This is a genomic window from Ideonella sp. (assembly GCF_041287625.1).
In the GTDB taxonomy this organism is placed as follows: Bacteria; Pseudomonadota; Gammaproteobacteria; order Burkholderiales; family Burkholderiaceae_C; genus Ideonella.
In genome coordinates this window covers 1-17,716 of sequence record NZ_JBGGNH010000064.1, presented here as the reverse complement: position 1 = coordinate 17,716, position 17,716 = coordinate 1, and the positions used below count along the sequence as shown (strand labels likewise).

10 protein-coding genes and 1 pseudogene are annotated in these 17,716 nt (G+C 68.1%); 7 read left to right on the top strand and 4 right to left on the bottom strand.

Annotated features, from left to right (window positions below; translation table 11 throughout):
• The first annotated feature begins 19 nt into the window (after positions 1 to 19).
• Together ACAH41_RS23475 and fghA are read left to right on the top strand one after the other, a co-directional pair.
• Positions 20 to 1,120, top strand: coding sequence for an S-(hydroxymethyl)glutathione dehydrogenase/class III alcohol dehydrogenase (locus ACAH41_RS23475; RefSeq protein WP_370538559.1), 1,101 nt, complete (start codon positions 20 to 22; stop codon positions 1,118 to 1,120).
• Between the two features lie 2 nt (positions 1,121 to 1,122).
• Entirely contained in the window at positions 1,123 to 2,016 is an 894-nt protein-coding gene (fghA, locus tag ACAH41_RS23470) for an S-formylglutathione hydrolase (RefSeq protein WP_325655629.1), read from the top strand.
• A 9-nt stretch (positions 2,017 to 2,025) separates the two neighbouring features.
• Here fghA and ACAH41_RS23465 read toward each other — a convergent pair whose 3' ends face one another.
• Together ACAH41_RS23465 and ACAH41_RS23460 are read right to left on the bottom strand one after the other, a co-directional pair.
• Positions 2,026 to 3,000: a hypothetical protein gene (locus ACAH41_RS23465; protein WP_325655630.1), complete on the bottom strand. Its 975-nt coding sequence runs from the start codon at positions 2,998 to 3,000 to the stop codon at positions 2,026 to 2,028.
• A gap of 142 nt (positions 3,001 to 3,142) precedes the next feature.
• Positions 3,143 to 4,627, bottom strand: coding sequence for a hypothetical protein (locus ACAH41_RS23460; RefSeq protein WP_325655631.1), 1,485 nt, complete (start codon positions 4,625 to 4,627; stop codon positions 3,143 to 3,145).
• A gap of 172 nt (positions 4,628 to 4,799) precedes the next feature.
• On the opposite strand from ACAH41_RS23460, the gene ACAH41_RS23455 reads away from it, so the two are divergent.
• The gene (locus ACAH41_RS23455; RefSeq protein WP_325655632.1) at positions 4,800 to 5,507 is read left to right on the top strand and encodes a response regulator transcription factor; all 708 of its coding nucleotides are present in this window, start codon (positions 4,800 to 4,802) and stop codon (positions 5,505 to 5,507) included.
• On the opposite strand, the gene ACAH41_RS23450 is transcribed toward ACAH41_RS23455, so the two are convergent.
• Together ACAH41_RS23450 and ACAH41_RS23445 are read right to left on the bottom strand one after the other, a co-directional pair.
• On the bottom strand, positions 5,497 to 7,794 hold the full coding sequence (locus ACAH41_RS23450) for an ATP-binding protein (protein WP_370538558.1): 2,298 nt from the start codon (positions 7,792 to 7,794) through the stop codon (positions 5,497 to 5,499). The two genes, ACAH41_RS23455 and ACAH41_RS23450, sit on opposite strands and share 11 nt — an antisense overlap.
• 46 nt (positions 7,795 to 7,840) lie before the next feature.
• Entirely contained in the window at positions 7,841 to 8,836 is a 996-nt protein-coding gene (locus ACAH41_RS23445; protein WP_325655634.1) for an ABC transporter substrate binding protein, read from the bottom strand.
• 151 nt (positions 8,837 to 8,987) lie between these two features.
• Between ACAH41_RS23445 and ACAH41_RS23440 the strand changes: the two genes are divergently transcribed.
• The 4 genes and pseudogenes from ACAH41_RS23440 to ACAH41_RS23425 all read left to right on the top strand — a co-directional run.
• Positions 8,988 to 10,151, top strand: a complete 1,164-nt coding sequence (locus ACAH41_RS23440) for a hypothetical protein (RefSeq protein ID WP_325655635.1) — start codon at positions 8,988 to 8,990, stop codon at positions 10,149 to 10,151.
• 57 nt (positions 10,152 to 10,208) lie between these two features.
• Positions 10,209 to 10,982 (top strand): SDR family oxidoreductase, encoded by a 774-nt coding sequence (locus tag ACAH41_RS23435; RefSeq protein WP_325655636.1) that lies wholly within the window; start codon positions 10,209 to 10,211, stop codon positions 10,980 to 10,982.
• 266 nt (positions 10,983 to 11,248) lie between these two features.
• Positions 11,249 to 17,050, top strand: coding sequence for a hypothetical protein (locus tag ACAH41_RS23430; protein ID WP_325655637.1), 5,802 nt, complete (start codon positions 11,249 to 11,251; stop codon positions 17,048 to 17,050).
• Positions 17,051 to 17,191: 141 nt separating this feature from the next.
• Positions 17,192 to 17,716: pseudogene (locus ACAH41_RS23425) on the top strand (hypothetical protein); the annotation flags it as partial.

Sequence of the window (17,716 nt, the reverse complement as noted above, 5' to 3'; positions counted from 1 at the left end):
CACCGCAGAGGAAGCAGCAATGAAAACCCGTGCAGCCGTGGCCTGGCAGGCCGGCCAACCCTTGACCATCGAAGACGTGGACCTGGAAGGACCGCGGGACGGCGAGGTGCTGGTCGAGGTCAAGGCCACCGGCATCTGCCACACCGACCACTACACGCTCTCCGGTGCTGATCCGGAAGGCCTGTTCCCGGCCATCCTCGGCCACGAAGGCGCGGGCGTGGTGCTGGAAAGCAAGGTGCCCTGGCTGAAGGCGGGTGACCACGTCATTCCGCTCTACACGCCCGAATGCCGGCAGTGCAAGTTCTGCCTGTCGCGCAAGACCAACCTGTGCCAGGCCATTCGCTCGACCCAGGGCAAGGGCCTGATGCCGAACGGCTCCAGCCGCTTCTCGATTGGCGGCAAGCCCATCCTGCACTACATGGGGACCAGCACTTTCGCGAACCACATCGTGGTTCCCGGCATCGCGCTGGCCAAGATCCGGCAGGACGCGCCGTTCGACAAGGTCTGCTACATCGGCTGCGGCGTGACCACCGGCGTCGGCGCGGTGCTGTTCAGCGCCAAGGTGGAAGCGGGTGCCAACGTGGTCGTCTTCGGCCTGGGCGGCATCGGCCTGAACGTGATCCAGGGCGCGAAGATGGTGGGTGCCGACAAGATCATCGGCGTGGACCTGAACCCTGCGCGCGAAGCGATGGCGCGCAAGTTCGGCATGACGCATTTCCTGAATCCCAAGGACCACGAGAACATCGTCGACGCGATCGTGCAGCTGACCGATGGCGGCGCCGACTACAGCTTCGAGTGCATCGGCAACACCAAGGTCATGCGTCAGGCGCTGGAGTGCACCCACAAGGGCTGGGGCCGCAGCATCATCATCGGCGTGGCCGAGGCGGGCGCCGAGATCAGCACCCGGCCGTTCCAGCTGGTCACCGGCCGGCACTGGGAAGGCTCGGCCTTCGGCGGCGCGCGCGGCCGCACCGACGTTCCCAAGATCGTCGACTGGTACATGGACGGCAAGCTCAACATCGACGACCTGATCACCCACAAGCTGCCGCTGGAGCGCATCAACGAAGGCTTCGACCTGATGAAGCGCGGCGAGTCCATCCGCGCCGTGGTGGAGTTCTGACCATGGCAGTGCAAGGCAACATGCAGCTGGACGAGCTGAAGCTGGTCAGCCATCACCTGAGCTTTGGCGGCGAGCAGCGCTTCCAGCGCCACCAATCGCGCGAGATCGGCCTGCCCATGGGCTTTGCGCTGTACCTGCCACCGCAGGCCAAGCCGGGCGCCACGGTGCCGCTGCTGGTCTACCTGGCCGGGCTCACCTGCACCGAAGAAACCTTCACGATGAAGGCCGGCGCGCAGCGCTGGGCGGCCGAGTTCGGCATTGCGCTGTTGATGCCAGACACCAGCCCGCGCGGCGCGGGCGTGCAGGGCGAGGCGGAGGCCTGGGACTTCGGCGTTGGCGCCGGCTTCTACCTGGATGCCACGCAGGCGCCGTGGGCCACCCACTGGCGCATGGAAAGCTACCTCTTGCGCGAGCTGCTGCCAGGGGTGCGGGCCGAGCTGGCTGCGATGGATTTCCTGCCCGGCCGCACCGGCATCTTCGGCCACTCGATGGGCGGCCATGGCGCCCTGACACTGGCGCTGCGCCATCCCGGCGAATTTGCCAGCCTGTCCGCCTTTGCGCCCATCTGCGCGCCCAGCAGCTGCGCCTGGGGCCGCAAGGCCTTCACCGGCTACCTGGGGGCAGACGAAAGCAGCTGGGCCGAACACGACGCCAGCGCACTGATGGCGGCCCAAGCGAGCCCGCCGCACCCGGCCGGCATCCTGATCGACCAGGGCGAAGCCGACCGCTTCCTGCTCGAAGGCCAACTGCAGCCCGAAGCCTTCGAAGCCGCCTGCCTGAAGTCCGGCCAGCCGCTGGCCCTGCGCCGCCAGGCCGGCTACGACCACGGCTACTACTTCATCCAGAGCTTCATCGAGGACCACATGCGCCACCATGCGGCGGCGCTGTGCGCATGAGGCACCGCTTCAGTCGGTGAAGTCGAAGCCGAGTTGCAGGGCGATCCAGGTGCGGCGGTTCTGGTCGTAGGTCACGCCCTGCTTGAGCTCCGCATAGTCCCTGCCCACCAGAAACCCCATCCGGAATGGACTCTTGCTTTTGGCAACCTCGAACGTGACGCCCGCAGCGATGCTGAGGGCGTTCGCATCGGTGGTGCGCGGCTTGCCATCGCCGTCGTTGATCGTGCCTTTTACCGAGCCCAGACCGATGGCGGCGATGTAGGACACCGCGCCACCGAACATTTCTGATCGCCTTCCGAAGTAGGGCGCGACCGTGCTGCTGGTCCCGTTCAGTTGATGGTTGTTGGTGTAGTACTTGTATGGGACCACCAAGGTGCCATAGACCCAACCACGTCGCATTGCGCCACTCTCCAAGATGGCATTGACCGGAATGGGTGTCGTGTTGGTGTCCTGGAGCTTTTCCTTGGGCTTGCAAAGCGCCATGCCCAACATGTCGAGGAGGTCCGAGTCGATTGGCCAGAGCGCGCCTTCCACGACATTGAGCGTCTCACCGTTTGGTGACTGCGAGGCCACGTAGAGCAGCTTGGCCCCTTGCGGAGCGCCATTCACGTGGCTGACCGTTTTGAAGCAGTCCCCCTTGTAGTTGTTGATGTCGCTGCTGGCGACGCTGTCGTCATAGACGCAAGCACCTTCGGAAAACTTGATGCGCGCTCCGCCGGGGCAACTCGGTGCTGGTGCAGGCGGCAAGCTGCAGGAATTGGGGTTCGCTGGAGCGCCCCAAGTGGCTCCAGCGTAGCTCTCGCACGCAGATTTGGACCGTGCGGCAGCTTGTGTTGCAGCGTCAGTGAGCACGCAGGTTTGCTTCACGCTGTCGTAGCTGCTGAACCCGCCGGCACAGGTCGGCGTGACCACCGCTGCGTGAGTCGTGGCGCCAGCGCACAGTCCAGCGGCGCAAAGAATTGATCGAAGTGTTGCGAAGGTCATGATGTCGTTTCCTTGTTTGCTGCGCGGGTGGCACCAGCAGGCCCCGCCAGAAAACACCCGCAGCGGTGCTTCTGCCGTGCATAGGGCACGCGGCAGAGAGGGTTAGATGAGGCAGGGGCGCCTGTTGTGGGAAGCCCGAGGGTCAGGGCTGGGCGGGGCCTACTGGCGAGGACCACGCGCTCGTGCCCTTGTTGGCCTGGAAGATGTGCTCTGCAATGGCAAGGCCCAGAGGGACGCCGCCAACCGGCTGCGATAGGTCGGGTTTGACATCGGCATCGGGCAGAAAAGCGTCAAACAGCCAGTGCACGCCGAGATAGACTCGGCTCCAACCGTTCTCCTCGATCATCTGCCGCAGCCCGCCGGGGAAGGTGCGGGCATGGCGAGGCCGGGTCACGCCGGTGTTGCTGGTGGTCTGGCCGTCCAGTTCTTCCGACACCAAGGCCTCGTTCTGGAACACGTCGTTGCCCTTGCCTTGGCCCAGCTTGCCGTCGTAGAACAACTCGATCATGTGCAGCGCCGCAGCACCGAAGGTGGCGTGGCCGGACGGATAGGCGGGGAATGGGGGCGTGCCGTTGGGCTCCCCCGCTTTGGTGCTTGGATTGAAGCTGTTGCTGGCAGGCGCGCCCAGCGGCAGCCAGCCGGGGTCACAGTCCGGTGCGAGCACTGCGCTGCCGACAGCGGAGGGGCCCATCTCGGCAGTGTCGTGCTCCCGTATGCCTACCACCGGGCGCCAGAGGTCGTGAACGTATTTCTGTTCCCACGCCAGGATCCCGGCATCGGCCATGGCCGCATTCACCAGCGCGAAGAGTTGCGCGTTTTCCGTTGGGCTGTTGCCTTGCGCCTGGGCAATCTGTCGCAGGATGCGGTTGTAAAGGCGCGGCGGCGTGCCCAGTTTGCGCACTCCGTCGTAGGCCCAGAATTGGCCGATCATGGTTTCTTCGGGCGTGCGCTGAATTGCCAATGGCACGGAAGCGGCCAGTTCCGGGGCAATGCCTTTGCTGCGGACCCGCTGCAGCTCTGCGGAATAAAGCAAGGTTCCGTGGGCAGGCGGCGCCAGCAGGGCATGCCGCCTTTGCACTGCAAAGCAGGCCGAGCGTGCGCCATAGAAGGGTGCGTGGGGCCGCTGCTCGGGCTGGGCAGGATCAGCGCGATGGTGCCTGGGCGCTTGCGAATAGGTGTAGCCCGAGTCGCCAGCGCCAGCGCCAGCGCCAGGGTCGCGTTCGCGCCGCGCACGGAGCTGATTGGCAACCACGTGGCCCCACTGCCGGGCTGGACCCCACTCTGCGTTGGCCCCAAGGAATTGCGTCAGATTCCGATTGAACAGTGCGCTCTGCGCGGGATACAGCCATTGAAGGATTTCGTAGGCCGCCTGCGCGACAGCGCCATCCGGGTCGACCGGCGGGGCCGGTGGCGTGATGCCCGGCAAGTAGGGGCTGGCAACGCCCGCGGGAAAGCCCAGCGCGCCGAAGTAAGCGTCATACATCGCCAAGTGCACCAGCCCCAGTGCACGCGAACTCATGGTTGGCCCGGGCTGCTCCTGCGCGGCTTTGGCGCCGGGCTCGGAAGTGAAATCTTGCCGGTTGGCTTCCAGTGCAACTGCGTTCCAGAACAGAATCGGATCGGCCATCGCGAGGCTCCTTGCTTGGTGCGTTGGGTGGGGAATGCGTGATGTGCATTCGATACCGCTCGCTGCGCTGCGTGAACCCGCCCAATGGCTCGCCCAATTGGCTGAGCCATCGCCGTCGCGGGCGATGGCCGTTGGATGACACCATGCGTCACATGACGGACGAGCCATGCCCATGAACGTGCTCCTGATCGACGACCATGCCCTCTTCAGAGAAGGGCTTGCGCTGCTGCTGAGGCCGCTGCAGGCAGATCTCGTCGTGTTCGAGGCCGGCAGCTGCGAGGAAGCTCAGACGCTGCTGGCGGTGCAGCCTGACATGCGCTTGGTGCTGATGGACCTGGGCTTGCCTGGCATGTCGGGTTTGGAGGGCATCGCGTGGCTGCGCGTGCATTGCCCAGACGCCGCCGTGGTTGCCCTGTCCTCTGCGGACGACAGGGAAACGGTGCTGAGCGCGCTGGATGCCGGCGCGATGGGCTTCATCCCCAAGAGTTCAAACTCTTCCGTTTTGATTGGTGCACTGGGGCTGGTGCTCGCCAAAGGCATCTATTTGCCGCCGTCAGTTTTCCTGACGGGTCCAGCCGGTGGGCGCGCGCCGACAAGATGGGTTGACCATCCACCCACTGAGAGCGCGCCGCCCAGTGATGTCCAGGTCGCGCACGCACCAGTGAGAACACCTGCCGACCTGGGGTTGACGCCCCGGCAGACCGACGTGCTGGACCTGATCCTCCAAGGCAAAGCCGCCAAGCTGATCGGGCGCGAACTGGGCCTGGCGCCCGGAACGGTGAAGGCTCACACCAGCGCCGTGCTGCGCGCGCTGAACGCGACCACGCGGACGCAGGCAGTTGTCGCAGCGGGACGGCTGGGGCTGCGGCTCAGCCGGTGAGGGTTTTCGACCGCGCCACGTCGGTGTCCAGCAGGGACCGGATGGCCTTGGCCAACCGGTCTGCCGTGGCGGGCTTGTGCAGCACCAGCACGTCAAGCGCCCTGGCGCGTTGCTGCACGCCAGCCGTGGTCTCGGCAGTGACGATAACTGCAGGAATGTTGAACTCGGCGGTCCGGCGCAACGCAGCCAACATGCTCAGACCGTCCTCGTCGGTGTCTGCACCCAGCCGCAGGTCCGTGAGCACCAGGTCTGGCGTGCGCAGGTGCGCGTCCAGGGCTGCCAGCGCCTGCGCTGCGGAAGCTGCGGTCGCGACCAGGCAGCCCCACTGCGTGCACAGGGCTTCCAGGGCCTCTCGGTTATCCGTGTCGTCATCCACCACCAGCACGAACAGCCCCCGCAACTGCGCGGCGCTGATTCCGGCCTGAGGCGGCAAGGTGTTTTGGGCAGATGAGTGGCGCAGTGGCACCAGCAGCTCAAACATGGAGCCTTGGCCCGGCTTTGAGCGAACGCGCATGGCGTGGCCCAGCAGTTCTGCCGTCCTGCGCACGATGGGCAAGCCCAGCCCCAGGCCTTTGCTGGGGCTCATCTGTGCCGACGGCAGGCGGACAAACTCTTCGAAGATCGCATCCAGGTGCTCGGCGGGAATGCCGATCCCGGTGTCGTGGACCTGGATGGCCAACTGATGGCCACGCAGCCGGCAGCCCACCAGCACACGCCCATGCTCGGTGTAGCGCAGTGCGTTCGACACCAGGTTGCTCAGGCAGCGTTCCAGCAGACCGGGGTCGCTGTGAATGACGACGCGACTGGGCCGAACGAGCAGCTGCAGGCCCGCCTCTGCAGCAGCCGCTTCGAAGCGTTGGGCGATCCGGTCCAGCAGGTCTTGTACGGCGAAGGTTTCGGGTTGTGGTTGTACCGCGCCAGCGTCCAGCTTGGAGATGTCCAGCAGGCTGCTGAACAGGCGTTCCATCACCTCGACGGACATGCTGAGTTTCTGCGCAAGGGCAAGCAGCTCAGGTGACTCAATGCGGCTGCGCATCAGGGTCACCAGCAGCCCGATGGTGTGCATGGGCTGGCGCAGGTCATGACTGGCGGCGGCCAGGAAGCGGGTCTTGGCCTGGCTGGCACGCTCTGCGACTTCGCGGGCCGCTACCAATTCCTCGGTGCGCAGCACCACCTGCTCTTCCAGTTCTTGATAGAAGCGGCCCAGCCGATGCGCCATGCTGTTGAGGTCTTGCGCCAGCAGTTCCAGTTCATCGCCGGTGTGCAGTTCCACCGGGGTGCTGAAGTCGCCGCCGGCAATGCGGGCACTGGCTCGGCGCAACGCAAGAATGGGCTGCGCCAGCCGCCCGCCCTGCCAGGCACTGGCCAGCGCTGCGGCCAGGGCGGCGAGCAGGATCAGCAAGGTCGTTCGCTTCAAGGTTTCCAGCGCCGGCTCCATGACAGTGGCGCGCGGCTGTTCGAGAAACAGCAGCCAGCCGGTCTCTGGCAAGGCCACCGCAGTCGCGATGACGGCCTGTCCATCCAGGTCGGAGCTTTCCGTCGCTGCAAGGTCCGATGCGCCGGCGGCCAGCGCCGCCCGGGCCGCGCGCACTTCCGGTCGCTGGTGCATGTCGCGCTGGCGCAGCATCTCGATCTGCGTCGGGTGGGCGATCAAACGGTCCTGGTCGTCGATCAGGTAGGCGCGCCCCGTTCCGCTGAGGCGAGCCAGCGCGTCTGCCACCACGCGCAGATGCACCACCGCCACCAGGCTGTCGTGTGGCGACTGGCCGGCTGTGCCGGCTTCCCGCACGGTCATCAGCACATGAGGTTCAGCGCCGTTCTGGAAATACGGGCGGCCGTAGGTGACGCTGCCCGTGGTCGCTTGTTGCGTTACCGGTCTGGCATTGAGCACGCCGTGGCCTTGCCTGCTCGGCTCGGTTCGGGAAATGAACAGCAGCTCGCGGCCTTGGTCGTCCAGCGTGTGCAGTTCGGCCAGGGCGGGGAACAGCACCATCAGACGCAGCAGTTCCTCGCGTTGGCGGGCCAGCTTGAACCCTGTGTCACCCCACGGCTGCTTGGCCGTGTCTCGCAGCCCTGCTTCGATGTTGCGCAGGTACTGGCCGATTTCCCGCGCCACCGCGCTGGCCTGTGCCTGTTGCAGCCTTGAAACCTGAGCCCGTGCTTCCCGATAGGAGAACCACATCTCCGTGAGGCCCGAGAGCAGCAGCATGCCCATGGCGATCACTGCCACCCTGAGCGCCTGGCGGCGCGCCAGCAGGGTGGTCAATGGCAGCTGAGGGCGCCTCATTGCGAGGGCGTCGCCGCAGGAGTGAATGTCGAGCGGGACATGGTGCTCAGGGCACGACAAGATCGGCGCGCGACACGACTGCAGGCGCGATCTTCGCGCCACCCAGGTCGTACTGCGCGCGAATGCTGAGCACAAAGCGGCGGGGCCGCTCCACGGGAATGGTCTCGGCAGGCTCGCCCCGGCAGATGCGCAGGACGAGATCCGCCAAAGCGTCAAACACAAAGCTGGTGTCTTGTGAATAGGCCATCAGGGCACCTCTTTGTACTTCGCCTTGCGTGGAATGCATGGCCGGCTTGCGCAGTGCCACCGTGCGGGCAATGAGCGTCGCCTCCTCAAAGTAGGCGATGGCACTGGGCGGATAGTACAAAGCGCCGATGGACGGGCTTGCCGCCTTGCGGAACACTGCATCCAGGTCAGACGCTTTGTTGGCCGTCAGCAGTTCCAGGCGAACCTTGGGATGCTGTTTCCGGAACGCTGTTTCCAATTCCTTGAATTGCTCTCCCGCCCAGGAGTCGTCGGCCACCACGCCGATGGCTTTGATGCGAGGAAACGCTTCCATGAGAAGCGTCAGGCGCAAAAGTGACAGCTGGTCGTTGAGCGATACGCCAGTGACGTGGCGGTGGCGGGCGCCACTGGGTTCCAGCAGGCCGTGGGCGACGGGGTCGGCGTAGGTTGCGAAAACCAGGCTTGCCGGGCCAAGAAGAGGTAGAGCTGATTCGGCGAAGGCTGCGGTGGGGGCCACAAAAATACTGCGCGGGTCAGACGAGAGTTGTCTCAATTGGCGCGAGAAGTCGGCATCAAGCTGGGCTTGTATTTCGGGGCCCGAAAGATAAGCCAAGTGGTGAGATGAACAACCTGACGAGCGAGCCAGCCATGCCTTGGCAAAGCGCTGGTAGCTGGGGTCTTCTTTGCCTGCAGCTGCAGAGCCCAAGATTGCAATGGTAGGCGTCGTGCGTTCGTCGTTATTGAGGACCTCTGTGGCGGACGCGGGACATGGATCAAACAGGCCGACAGCAAGAGCGATGAACAGCGCCGCGGACATAGTGAATGACTCGCTTCGAGTCATTCCTGTGCCCCACCGGTTTGACATAAGTAGTTGGAACGCTGAGGGGAGCATCGACGCGGCTCCTACTTTGCCGTCAACAGGGCGGCCAGCAAGCCGCGTCTGATGACGAAAGAACAGGAGAGTCGTGATGGTTACGCGAGAAAGCAGCGCCGGAAGTTTTTTCTTCTGGGTAAAAGTATGTCCAGTACCGTCTGGAGAAGACGAAACCTTCGAAGGTGTTGGAAGGGCGGGGGTGAATTTCCATTGGGAGTGGATCACTCGCCCTCCATGTTTGTTGGCTGGGGCAATGGATAAAGAGGTCAAAATAATTCCTTGTCTCCGGTTGGATAGCGATTATCCTGGAATTCCAAGTTCTTCGGTTCAGTATCGATACCATGCGGCGGGGCCGGACAGAAGTCGCGCTGTCAGTTGGTTGCAGCAGGTTGGGGTTGGTGGTGGCCAAGAATGGTTGTCGGGCGCTTTGGAGTACTTCCTCTTTGAAGTTGAACTCCATACTGACGTCGACGAAGCCAAAGGAATTGTCGCGGTTGCCGATGATACCCCCGGGGACTGGACCCCACCAGAGCGCGACGACAACTGTCCCGGATACGGCACGGACTGGATCAAGAGTGTTGAACCATATTCCCCTCTGTACCTGAATTTGGGAAGCGATCTTTCGATATTGAAGGAGCTCAAGGATCAGCTAGCGGCGCTTTTGCCTGGCTACCACGGATCGCTCAGAGAATGTGAGGCTTTGAACTCCATTGCAAATCGTTGGAACGACTCGAGGCAGCAGATTTTGGTGCAGTCCGCTAGCTTATGGCGAGCCGTTTCGCCCGTCATCAAGGTTACCGACGTTGATGACCTTCAGCGAGCGGGGCTGCACGCGACCTTGCACATGCTGGGCGAAGCATTGCGAGACATGGATGCATTGTTATTGTTGTTCAAGGCTTTTTTTAACCGAGGCAGACCTTGGTCCGTTGTGGGCGGGAATGTCCATCGATTGATAAAGGACCCTGGCCATCCCTCCTTCCCATCCGGTCATGCTGCGCAGGCCGCTCTAGTTGCCATCCTGCTTAAGGAGCTTTTCTCCAAGCTTTACGGTATGACATGGGATGATGGCGAGTTTGATGCAAAAGCAGGAGAAGTTGCGAAAAATAGAGAGATTGCCGGTGTTCATTTTGCTAGCGACTCCAAAGCCGGTAAAGCGGTGGCTGCGTGGTGCGCAAATAGATTGCTCGGTAACTCAACATTTACGACCCTTATGGATGGCGCGCGGGCCGAATGTAAACAATATTTCAAGTTCTGGTAAGCTCGCGCAATGCGCATGGCAGACTTACACACTCAATCCAAGATTTGAGACTTTGTCATGTCTGCCACCTCACCATCTGCTGCGCGCCCTCGCATCGCCCTCATCACCGGTGCCGGCAGTGGCATCGGCAAGGCCTGCGCGCTGGGCCTGCTGTCGGCCGGCTGGACGGTGATCTTCAGCGGCCGCCAGCAGGCGTCGCTGGAGGCCGCGTTCACCGGTCACCCGCAGGCGGCAAACGCGCTGGCGCTGCCGATGGACGTGACCGATGCGCTGTCGGTGCAGGCGCTGTTCGACCACATCCGCGAGCGCTTTGGCCGGCTGGACCTGCTGTTCAACAACGCCGGCGTGTTCACCGCCGGCGTGCCGCTGGATGCGTTGCCGCTGGAGGCCTGGCAGGCGGCGGTGAACACCAACCTCACGGGGGTGTTCCTCTGCACCCGCGAGGCCTTCCGCATCATGAAGGCGCAGGCGCCGCGCGGCGGCCGCATCATCAACAACGGCTCGATCTCGGCCCATGCCCCGCGGCCGAATTCGATTGCCTACACGGCGACCAAGCACGCCATCACCGGCCTCACCAAGAGCGCCGCGCTGGACGGCCGCGCCTTCGACATCGCCGTCGGCCAGATCGACATCGGCAACGCCGCCACCGACATGACGGCCGCGATGGCCCACGGCATGCCGCAGGCCGACGGCAGCGTCAAACCCGAAGCGCGCATGGACGTTCAGTACGTCGCCGAAGCTGTGGTCCAGATGGCCGCGCTGCCGCTGAGCGCCAACGTGCTCAACATGACCATCATGGCGACCGGCATGCCGTTTGTTGGCCGGGGCTGAGCCTCTGAGGCGACGACGCGACGGATCCAGCCCTCTGAAGGTTGATCGGCACTGGAACGTTGCTGGGACGGCGAACGGGACACCCCGTCCCCGTAACAGGGGACGGCACGGCCGCTGAGGCAGCGCGCCCCCCCACCTGGGGGTGACGCGCATGGGGGTCCCGGTGGGAGGATGCCGGCCGGGCAAAAGAACGCAGCGGCGGCCAATCAGGCACGACCGCGCATGGGGCGCCCGTCGCTGTCCTCGCTCACTCCCAAGGAATCACCATGTCTCGTCGCCTCCGCACTGCTGCCGGCGCTCCCGCCGGCGCGTCTTCGCTTTCCGCTTCCTCTGCCCGCGCCTTGCGCCTGGGCGCGATGCTGGCGCCGCTGGTGCCTTTGCTGCTCAGCGCGGCCATCCAGCAAGCCTATGCGGTGACGGTCAATGACAGCGGCACGGCGGGCACGCCCGGCGCCAATGGCGCCACGCCCGGGGCTGCGGGCGGGGCGGGCGGTGTTGGCGGCAACGCGTCGGCCACGGCTTCGAGCAGCGATGCAAGCAACACCGCCACCGCTTCGGGCGGCGGCGGCGGCACCGGCGGCGCCGGTGGTGCCGGCACGGCGTCCATCCAGGGCGGCAAGGGCGGCAAGGGGGGCAACGGCGGTGCCGCTGCGGCCTCGGCCACGTCCACGCCGGCAGCCGGCAATGCCACGGCGGCGGCCACGGCCTACGGCGGCAGCGGTGGCAGTTCCGGCTCGCCGGGGGGGAATGGCGGGGCTGGTGCGGGCACCGGTTCTTCCGGCGGCAATGGCGCCGGCGCCGGCGCCAGCTCAAGCGCCACGGCCGCTGGCGGCGGCAGCGCCACCGCCAACTCGTTGGCCTATGGCGGCAACGGGGGTGCGGCGATCAGCGCCGGCAACCAGGGCGGCAACGGCGCCGCGGTCACCGCCATCAGCGCGCAAGGCGTCTCCGGCACCGGCACGGTGTCGGTCGCGGCCACCGCTTCGGCGGGCTCGGGCGGCACCGGCTACGACGGCGCCAATGGCGGCAACGGCGCGGCCCAGAGCGTCAGCAATGCGGTGGGCGGCGCGACCGCCGGCACGCTTTACCTGACCCAGAACGCCACCGGCGGCAGCGGCGGCTATTCGTACTACAGCGCGGCCGGCGCCTCGGGCAGCGGCAGCAGCAGCCTGACCCGCAACGACACCACGGCCAGCTACCAGAACATCTCGGTCACCGGCACCGGCGGCGCGGGTGGCAGCACCAGCACCGGCACGGCCGCCGCGGGCGCGGCCGGCCAGGGCACGGCCAGCGTCACTGGCGTGGGCACGCTGAGCCTGGCGGCCTATGGCAACGGCGGCGCGGGCGGCAGCGACGGCGCGGGCAGCGGCGCCGCGGCCGGTGCCGGCTCGGCGACCGCCAGCGGCACCGTCACCGGCGGTGGTTCCAGCAACGTCACAGCCCAGGGCTCGGGCGGCACCGGTGGCAGCGCCACAGGCGTGGGCGCCAAGGGCGGCAATGGCGGCGGCGCTTCAGCGCAGGCCGGGGGCGGCTCCGGCACCGGCACGGCTTCCATCTACACCCGGGCTTACGGCGGCAATGGCGGCCAGGGCAGCGGCGGTGCAGGCGGCGGCAACGGGGCGAACGTGCAACTCGTCAACGCCACCAGCGGCAGCACGGCAGGCGCGCTGACGCTGGACCAGTACGCCATCGGCGGCACGGCGGGTGGCTCCGCGGATGCCACCGCGGGCATTGCCGGCACCGCCAAGTCCAACCTCAACGTGGTCAACAACGCCGCCAGCAGCCTGCTGGTGCAGTCCAACGCCAATGCCGGCGAAGGCGGCGGCACGACCACGGGCACCGCCTCTGCAGGCGCGGCCGCCACCGCCACGGGCAGTGCCCAGGGCATTGGCGGATTGACGGTGAACGTCACGGCCAGCGGCGGCGGCGGTGGCGCGGGCGGCACCACCGCCAACGGCGCCGCTGGCGGCAGCGGCGCGGCCACCGCCAGTGGCACCAGCACCGTGGCGCATGCCGTCAACATCAACGCCACCTCCTACGGCGGCAACGGCGGCTCTGCTTCGGGCAGCGGCAAGAAGGGCGGCAACGGCAGCACGGCCACTTCCAGCGCCAGCGGCACCTCGGGCACCGGCACCGTCACGTCCACCACCTACGCCAACGCCGGCAGCGGCGGCACGGGCTACACCGGCGCTGGCGGCGGCAATGGCGCAGCCGTCACGCTGACCGACGCCACCAACGGCAGCAGCAGCGGCACCGTCTACCTGAACCAGACGGCCAGCGCCGGCTCGGGCGGCTATTCGTACACCGGCCTGGCCGGCAACGCCGGCAAGGCCACCAACAGCCTGACCACCCACAACACCACCGCCTCGCAGCTCACCACCACCATCAACACCACAGGCGGCAATGGCGGCGGCACCAGCACCGGCACTGCAGGCAATGCCGCCGCGGCCAGCAGCATGCTGGCCAGCACCACCACCGGCAGCCAGACCGCCTACGTCTATGCCACCGGTGGCACCGGCGGCGGGGCCGGCACCGGTAGCGGCACCGTGGGCGGCACGGCCACGGCCAGCGGCGCGCTGCAGGTGGGCGGCGGCAGTGGCGCTTCGCTGTCGCTGAACGCCCAGGGCGGCGCGGGCGGCGCTGCGAGCGGTGCCGGCCAGGTGGGCGGCGCGGGCAACAAGGGGACTGGCACGGCCAGTGCCAGCAGCACCAACGGCACGGTTTACGTGGCCAACTCGGTGCGTGGCGGCGCGGGCGGTTCCGGCACCGCGGCGGCCGATGGCGGCGCGGGCAGCGCCAGCACCGTGACCGATGCGACCAGCGGCGGCACCACCGGCAGCCTGACGCTGACCCAGGCTGCCTACGGCGGCGGCGGTGGCAGCAGCGACGCGGCGGCGGCCGGCGCCGGTGGCAACGCGGCCAGCGCGCTGACCGTCAACGACGCTGCGGCCAGCACGCTGAACGTCACGGTCAACGCCACCGGCGGCACCGGCGGCGGTTCCAGCACCGGCAGCACCAAGGTGGGTGGCACGGCCACCGCGTCAAGTGACGTGCACTCGGTCGGCAACCTGACGCTGAACGTCTCCGGCGACGGCGGCGAAGGCGGCGCAGGTGGCAACACCGCCAGCGGTGCCGCCGGCAAGGCGGCCAGCGCCACCGGCGCAGCCGTCACCACGGCGGGCCACAGCGCCAGCAGCCAAGTCACAGCCTATGGCGGCAGCGGCGGCTCGGCCTCTGGCGCCGGCAAGACCGGCGGGGCCGGCGCCAGCGCGAGCGTGGCCTCGCAGGTGGGCAGCGGCACCGGCGCAGCCAGCGCCAGCGCGCTGGCCTATGGCGGCAACGGTGGCACCGGCTACAACGGCGCCGCCGGTGGCGCCGGCAGCGCGGTCACCGTGACCGACGCCGTCTCCGGCAGCACCGCAGGCACGCTTTCTCTGACCCAAAATGCCACCGGCGGCAGCGGCGGTTATGCCTACACCGCGGCGGCCGGCAACGCCGGCAGTGCCGTCAGCAGCCTCACGCTGAGCGGCCTGGGCGCCGCGCAGACCAACGTCAACACCACCGCCAACGGTGGCGCCGGCGGCGGCACCACCTCGGGCACCACCAAGGCCGGCGGCACCGCCAACAACACCACCGACATCACCAGCAGCGGCGCGCTGACGATCTACAGCTACGCCACCGGCGGCGTTGGCGGCGGCGGTGGCGCCAGCGCGGCTGGCCAGCTCGGCGGCAGCGGGGGCGTGAGCACTGCCGCCCATGCCGGCGGCAGCTTCGCCGCCACCGTCAACGCCCAGGCCAGCGGCGGCAGCGGCGGTGCGGCCAACGGCAGCGGCAAGACCGGCGGCGCCGGCGCCAGCGCCACCATGGGCGCCAGTGGCAGCAGCGGCACCGGTGCGGTCTACGTCAACGGCCGGGCCGATGGCGGCAACGGCGGCGGCGGCACGGGCGGCGCCAAGGGCGGCAAGGGCGCGGATGTCACGCTGGCCGATGCCGTCAGCGGCAGCACCGCTGGCAGCCTGACGGTGAACCAGCTTGCGGCGGCCGGCTACGGTGGCAGCTCGGACAGCGCCGCTGGCGGCGCGGGCGGCGCGGCCAGCAGCACGCTGAGCTTCAGCAACACCAGCGCCAGCAGCCTGGCGTCCAGCGTGCAGGCCAATGGCGGCAGCGGTGGCAACAGCGCCACCGGCACGGCGGGGGCCGGTGGCGCAGCCACTGCCAATGCCACGCTCACCGGCGCTGGCACCACCACCCTCTACACCACCAGCGCTGGCGGCGTGGGCGGTGCCGGCACCAGCGCGGCCAATGGCAATGCCGGCGGCGCGGCCAGCAGCCAGGGCGTGGCCACCAGCAGCGGCAGCCAGACCGTCACGCTGCAGACCACCGCCAGCGCCGGCAGCGGCGGCTCCGCCAATGGCGCTGGCCAGACAGGCGGCGTCGGTGGCGTTGCCACGCTGCTCAAGAGCACCGGCACCACCGGCACCGGCGCGGTGTCGGTCAGCGCGACAGGGACCAGCGGCAGCGGCGGCACCGGCTACAGCGGCGCCAACGGCGGCAATGGTGCCGCGGTCACCGTGGCCAACGGCGTTGCCGGCAACACCAATGGCACGCTCACGCTGACCCAGACGGCCAACGGCGGCGCCGGTGGCTATTCGTACACCGGCACCGCCGGCAAGGGCGGCAATGCCACCTCGAACCTGACGTTCAACACCGCCAAGCCCAGCACGCTGAACGTCACCATCAATGCCAACGGCGGCACCGGCGGCGGCACCAGCACCGGTACTGCCGCCATTGCCGGCGCGGCCACCGCCACCGGCACGCTGAGCGACACCAAGGCCGGTGCCCACCTGACCGGCTACATGGCGGCCACCGCGGGCAACTCGACCAGCAGCGCCACCGGCAGCAAGGCCACCGCCACGCTGAGCGGCAACACCCAGGCCTACAGCTTGCTCAATGCCACCGCCACCGGCGGCACCAGCAATGGCGGCAACCGCGGCAATGCCACCACCACCGTCACGGCGACCGCCACCGCCGCCAACGGCTACGCCCATGCCACCGGCACCGCCACCGGCTACACCGCCAACGTCACCGCGACCAGCATCGGCGTGGCGGCGGCCGACGCCGGCGCCGACGCCTACGTCACCGGCGAAGCCGGCACCGGCACGGCGGTCAGCACCGTGACCAGCGGCAGCAGCAGCATCAGCAACAGCGCCACCGCGGCCGCCAAGGCCGGCGCCCACAGCCAGGCCAGCAGCACCTTCAACACTGCCACCGGCTTCACCTTCCCGAACCTGAGCAGCGGCAGCAACGGGCTGCAGGCCTTCGCCTACAGCAATGGCTCGCCCAGCGCCGGCACGCTGACCAGCGCGCTCAGCGGCCGGCCCAACGTGACTGCTGCGGTGAGTGGCGGCAGCGTGCTCGGCCTCGGTTCGCTGGGTGCGAACTACTCGGCCAGCGCCACCGGCAACCGCACCTACAGCGCCAGCTCGACCTACAACTTCTCGCTGGCCAGCAACAGCAACGTCACGCTGGGCCTGCTGGGCATGACCGCCTACAACGGCGGCTTCACCAGCATGAACTTCAGCGTCGTCAGCGGCGCCACCACGCTGGTCAGCACCAGCTTCACGACGATGGCCTCGGCGCAGACCTACTTCACCGACCACCCGCTGTCGCTGGGCACTTTCGTGGCGGGTGCGAACAACCTGGTGATCAGCTTCAGCCTGACGGCCAGCGCCGCCAAGGGCGCGGACATCGGCTACGTGCTGTCGGCCAAGCCGACGGGGGGCCTGGCCGCTGGGGCCCCGGCGACCGCGGTGGCCGCCGGCACCGCAAGCGCCCGGCGCGCACCGACCCTGGTCGGCCGGATCGGCGGTGGCGTCGGCTTCAGAGCCGGCCTGGGCTCGTTGCAGCCGACGCTGGGCGGCGCCGCGCTGGTGAGCCGGCTGAATCCGCGCTCGGCCGCAGTGGCCGAGGCTGCCGCCGATGCAGACGGTGAGCCCGGGCGGGGCCGCGCGGTGCGTGCAATGCCGGTGGCCGGCGCGGCGAACCTGCGCGGGGTGGACCGGCGCTGAAGCCCCTACCCCAAGATCGTGGGGGGGCGGGCACAGCGCGCCGGTGGCACGATGCCGCCGGATGGCGAATGAAGAGGGGCGGCCGGCACGGGCCAGCAACCGGTGGGATCGCCAGTCGCCGACCCCTCTAGGAGCCTCTTCATGACGATTCGTTTCCACGCCGGCGCTGCGCGCAGCGCCGGCAAGGCCGCATGGCGCGTGTGGTCGCCGCTGGTCCCGCTGTTGTTTTCCGCCGCAGTTCAGCAGGCCTGGGCCACCACGGTGAACGACAGCGCCGCCGCCGGCAGCACCGGCGCGGCGGGCAACGTGCCCGGCGGCGCTGGCGGTGCGGGCGGCGCGGGCAACACCGCCAACGCCAGCGCCAATGCATCGGCCGATGCCGCCAACACGGCCCAGGCCGGTGGAGGCAACGGTGGCGCGGGAGGCAATGGCGGCGCAGGCGCAGCCAACGTCGCCGGAGGCAATGCCGGCAAGGGTGGCAACGGCGGCGCAGCAGCGGCAACGGCCAAGGCGGGCGCGCAGGCCGGCGGCCAGGCGCTGAACAGCAGCGCACAGGCCAGCGGCGGCGTGGGCGGCAATGCCGGTATCGCGGGCAGTGACGCCGGCGCAGGCGCCGGGCTCGGCGCGGCCGGCGGCGTCGGCGGCGCGGCGAGCGCCAGCAGCGTG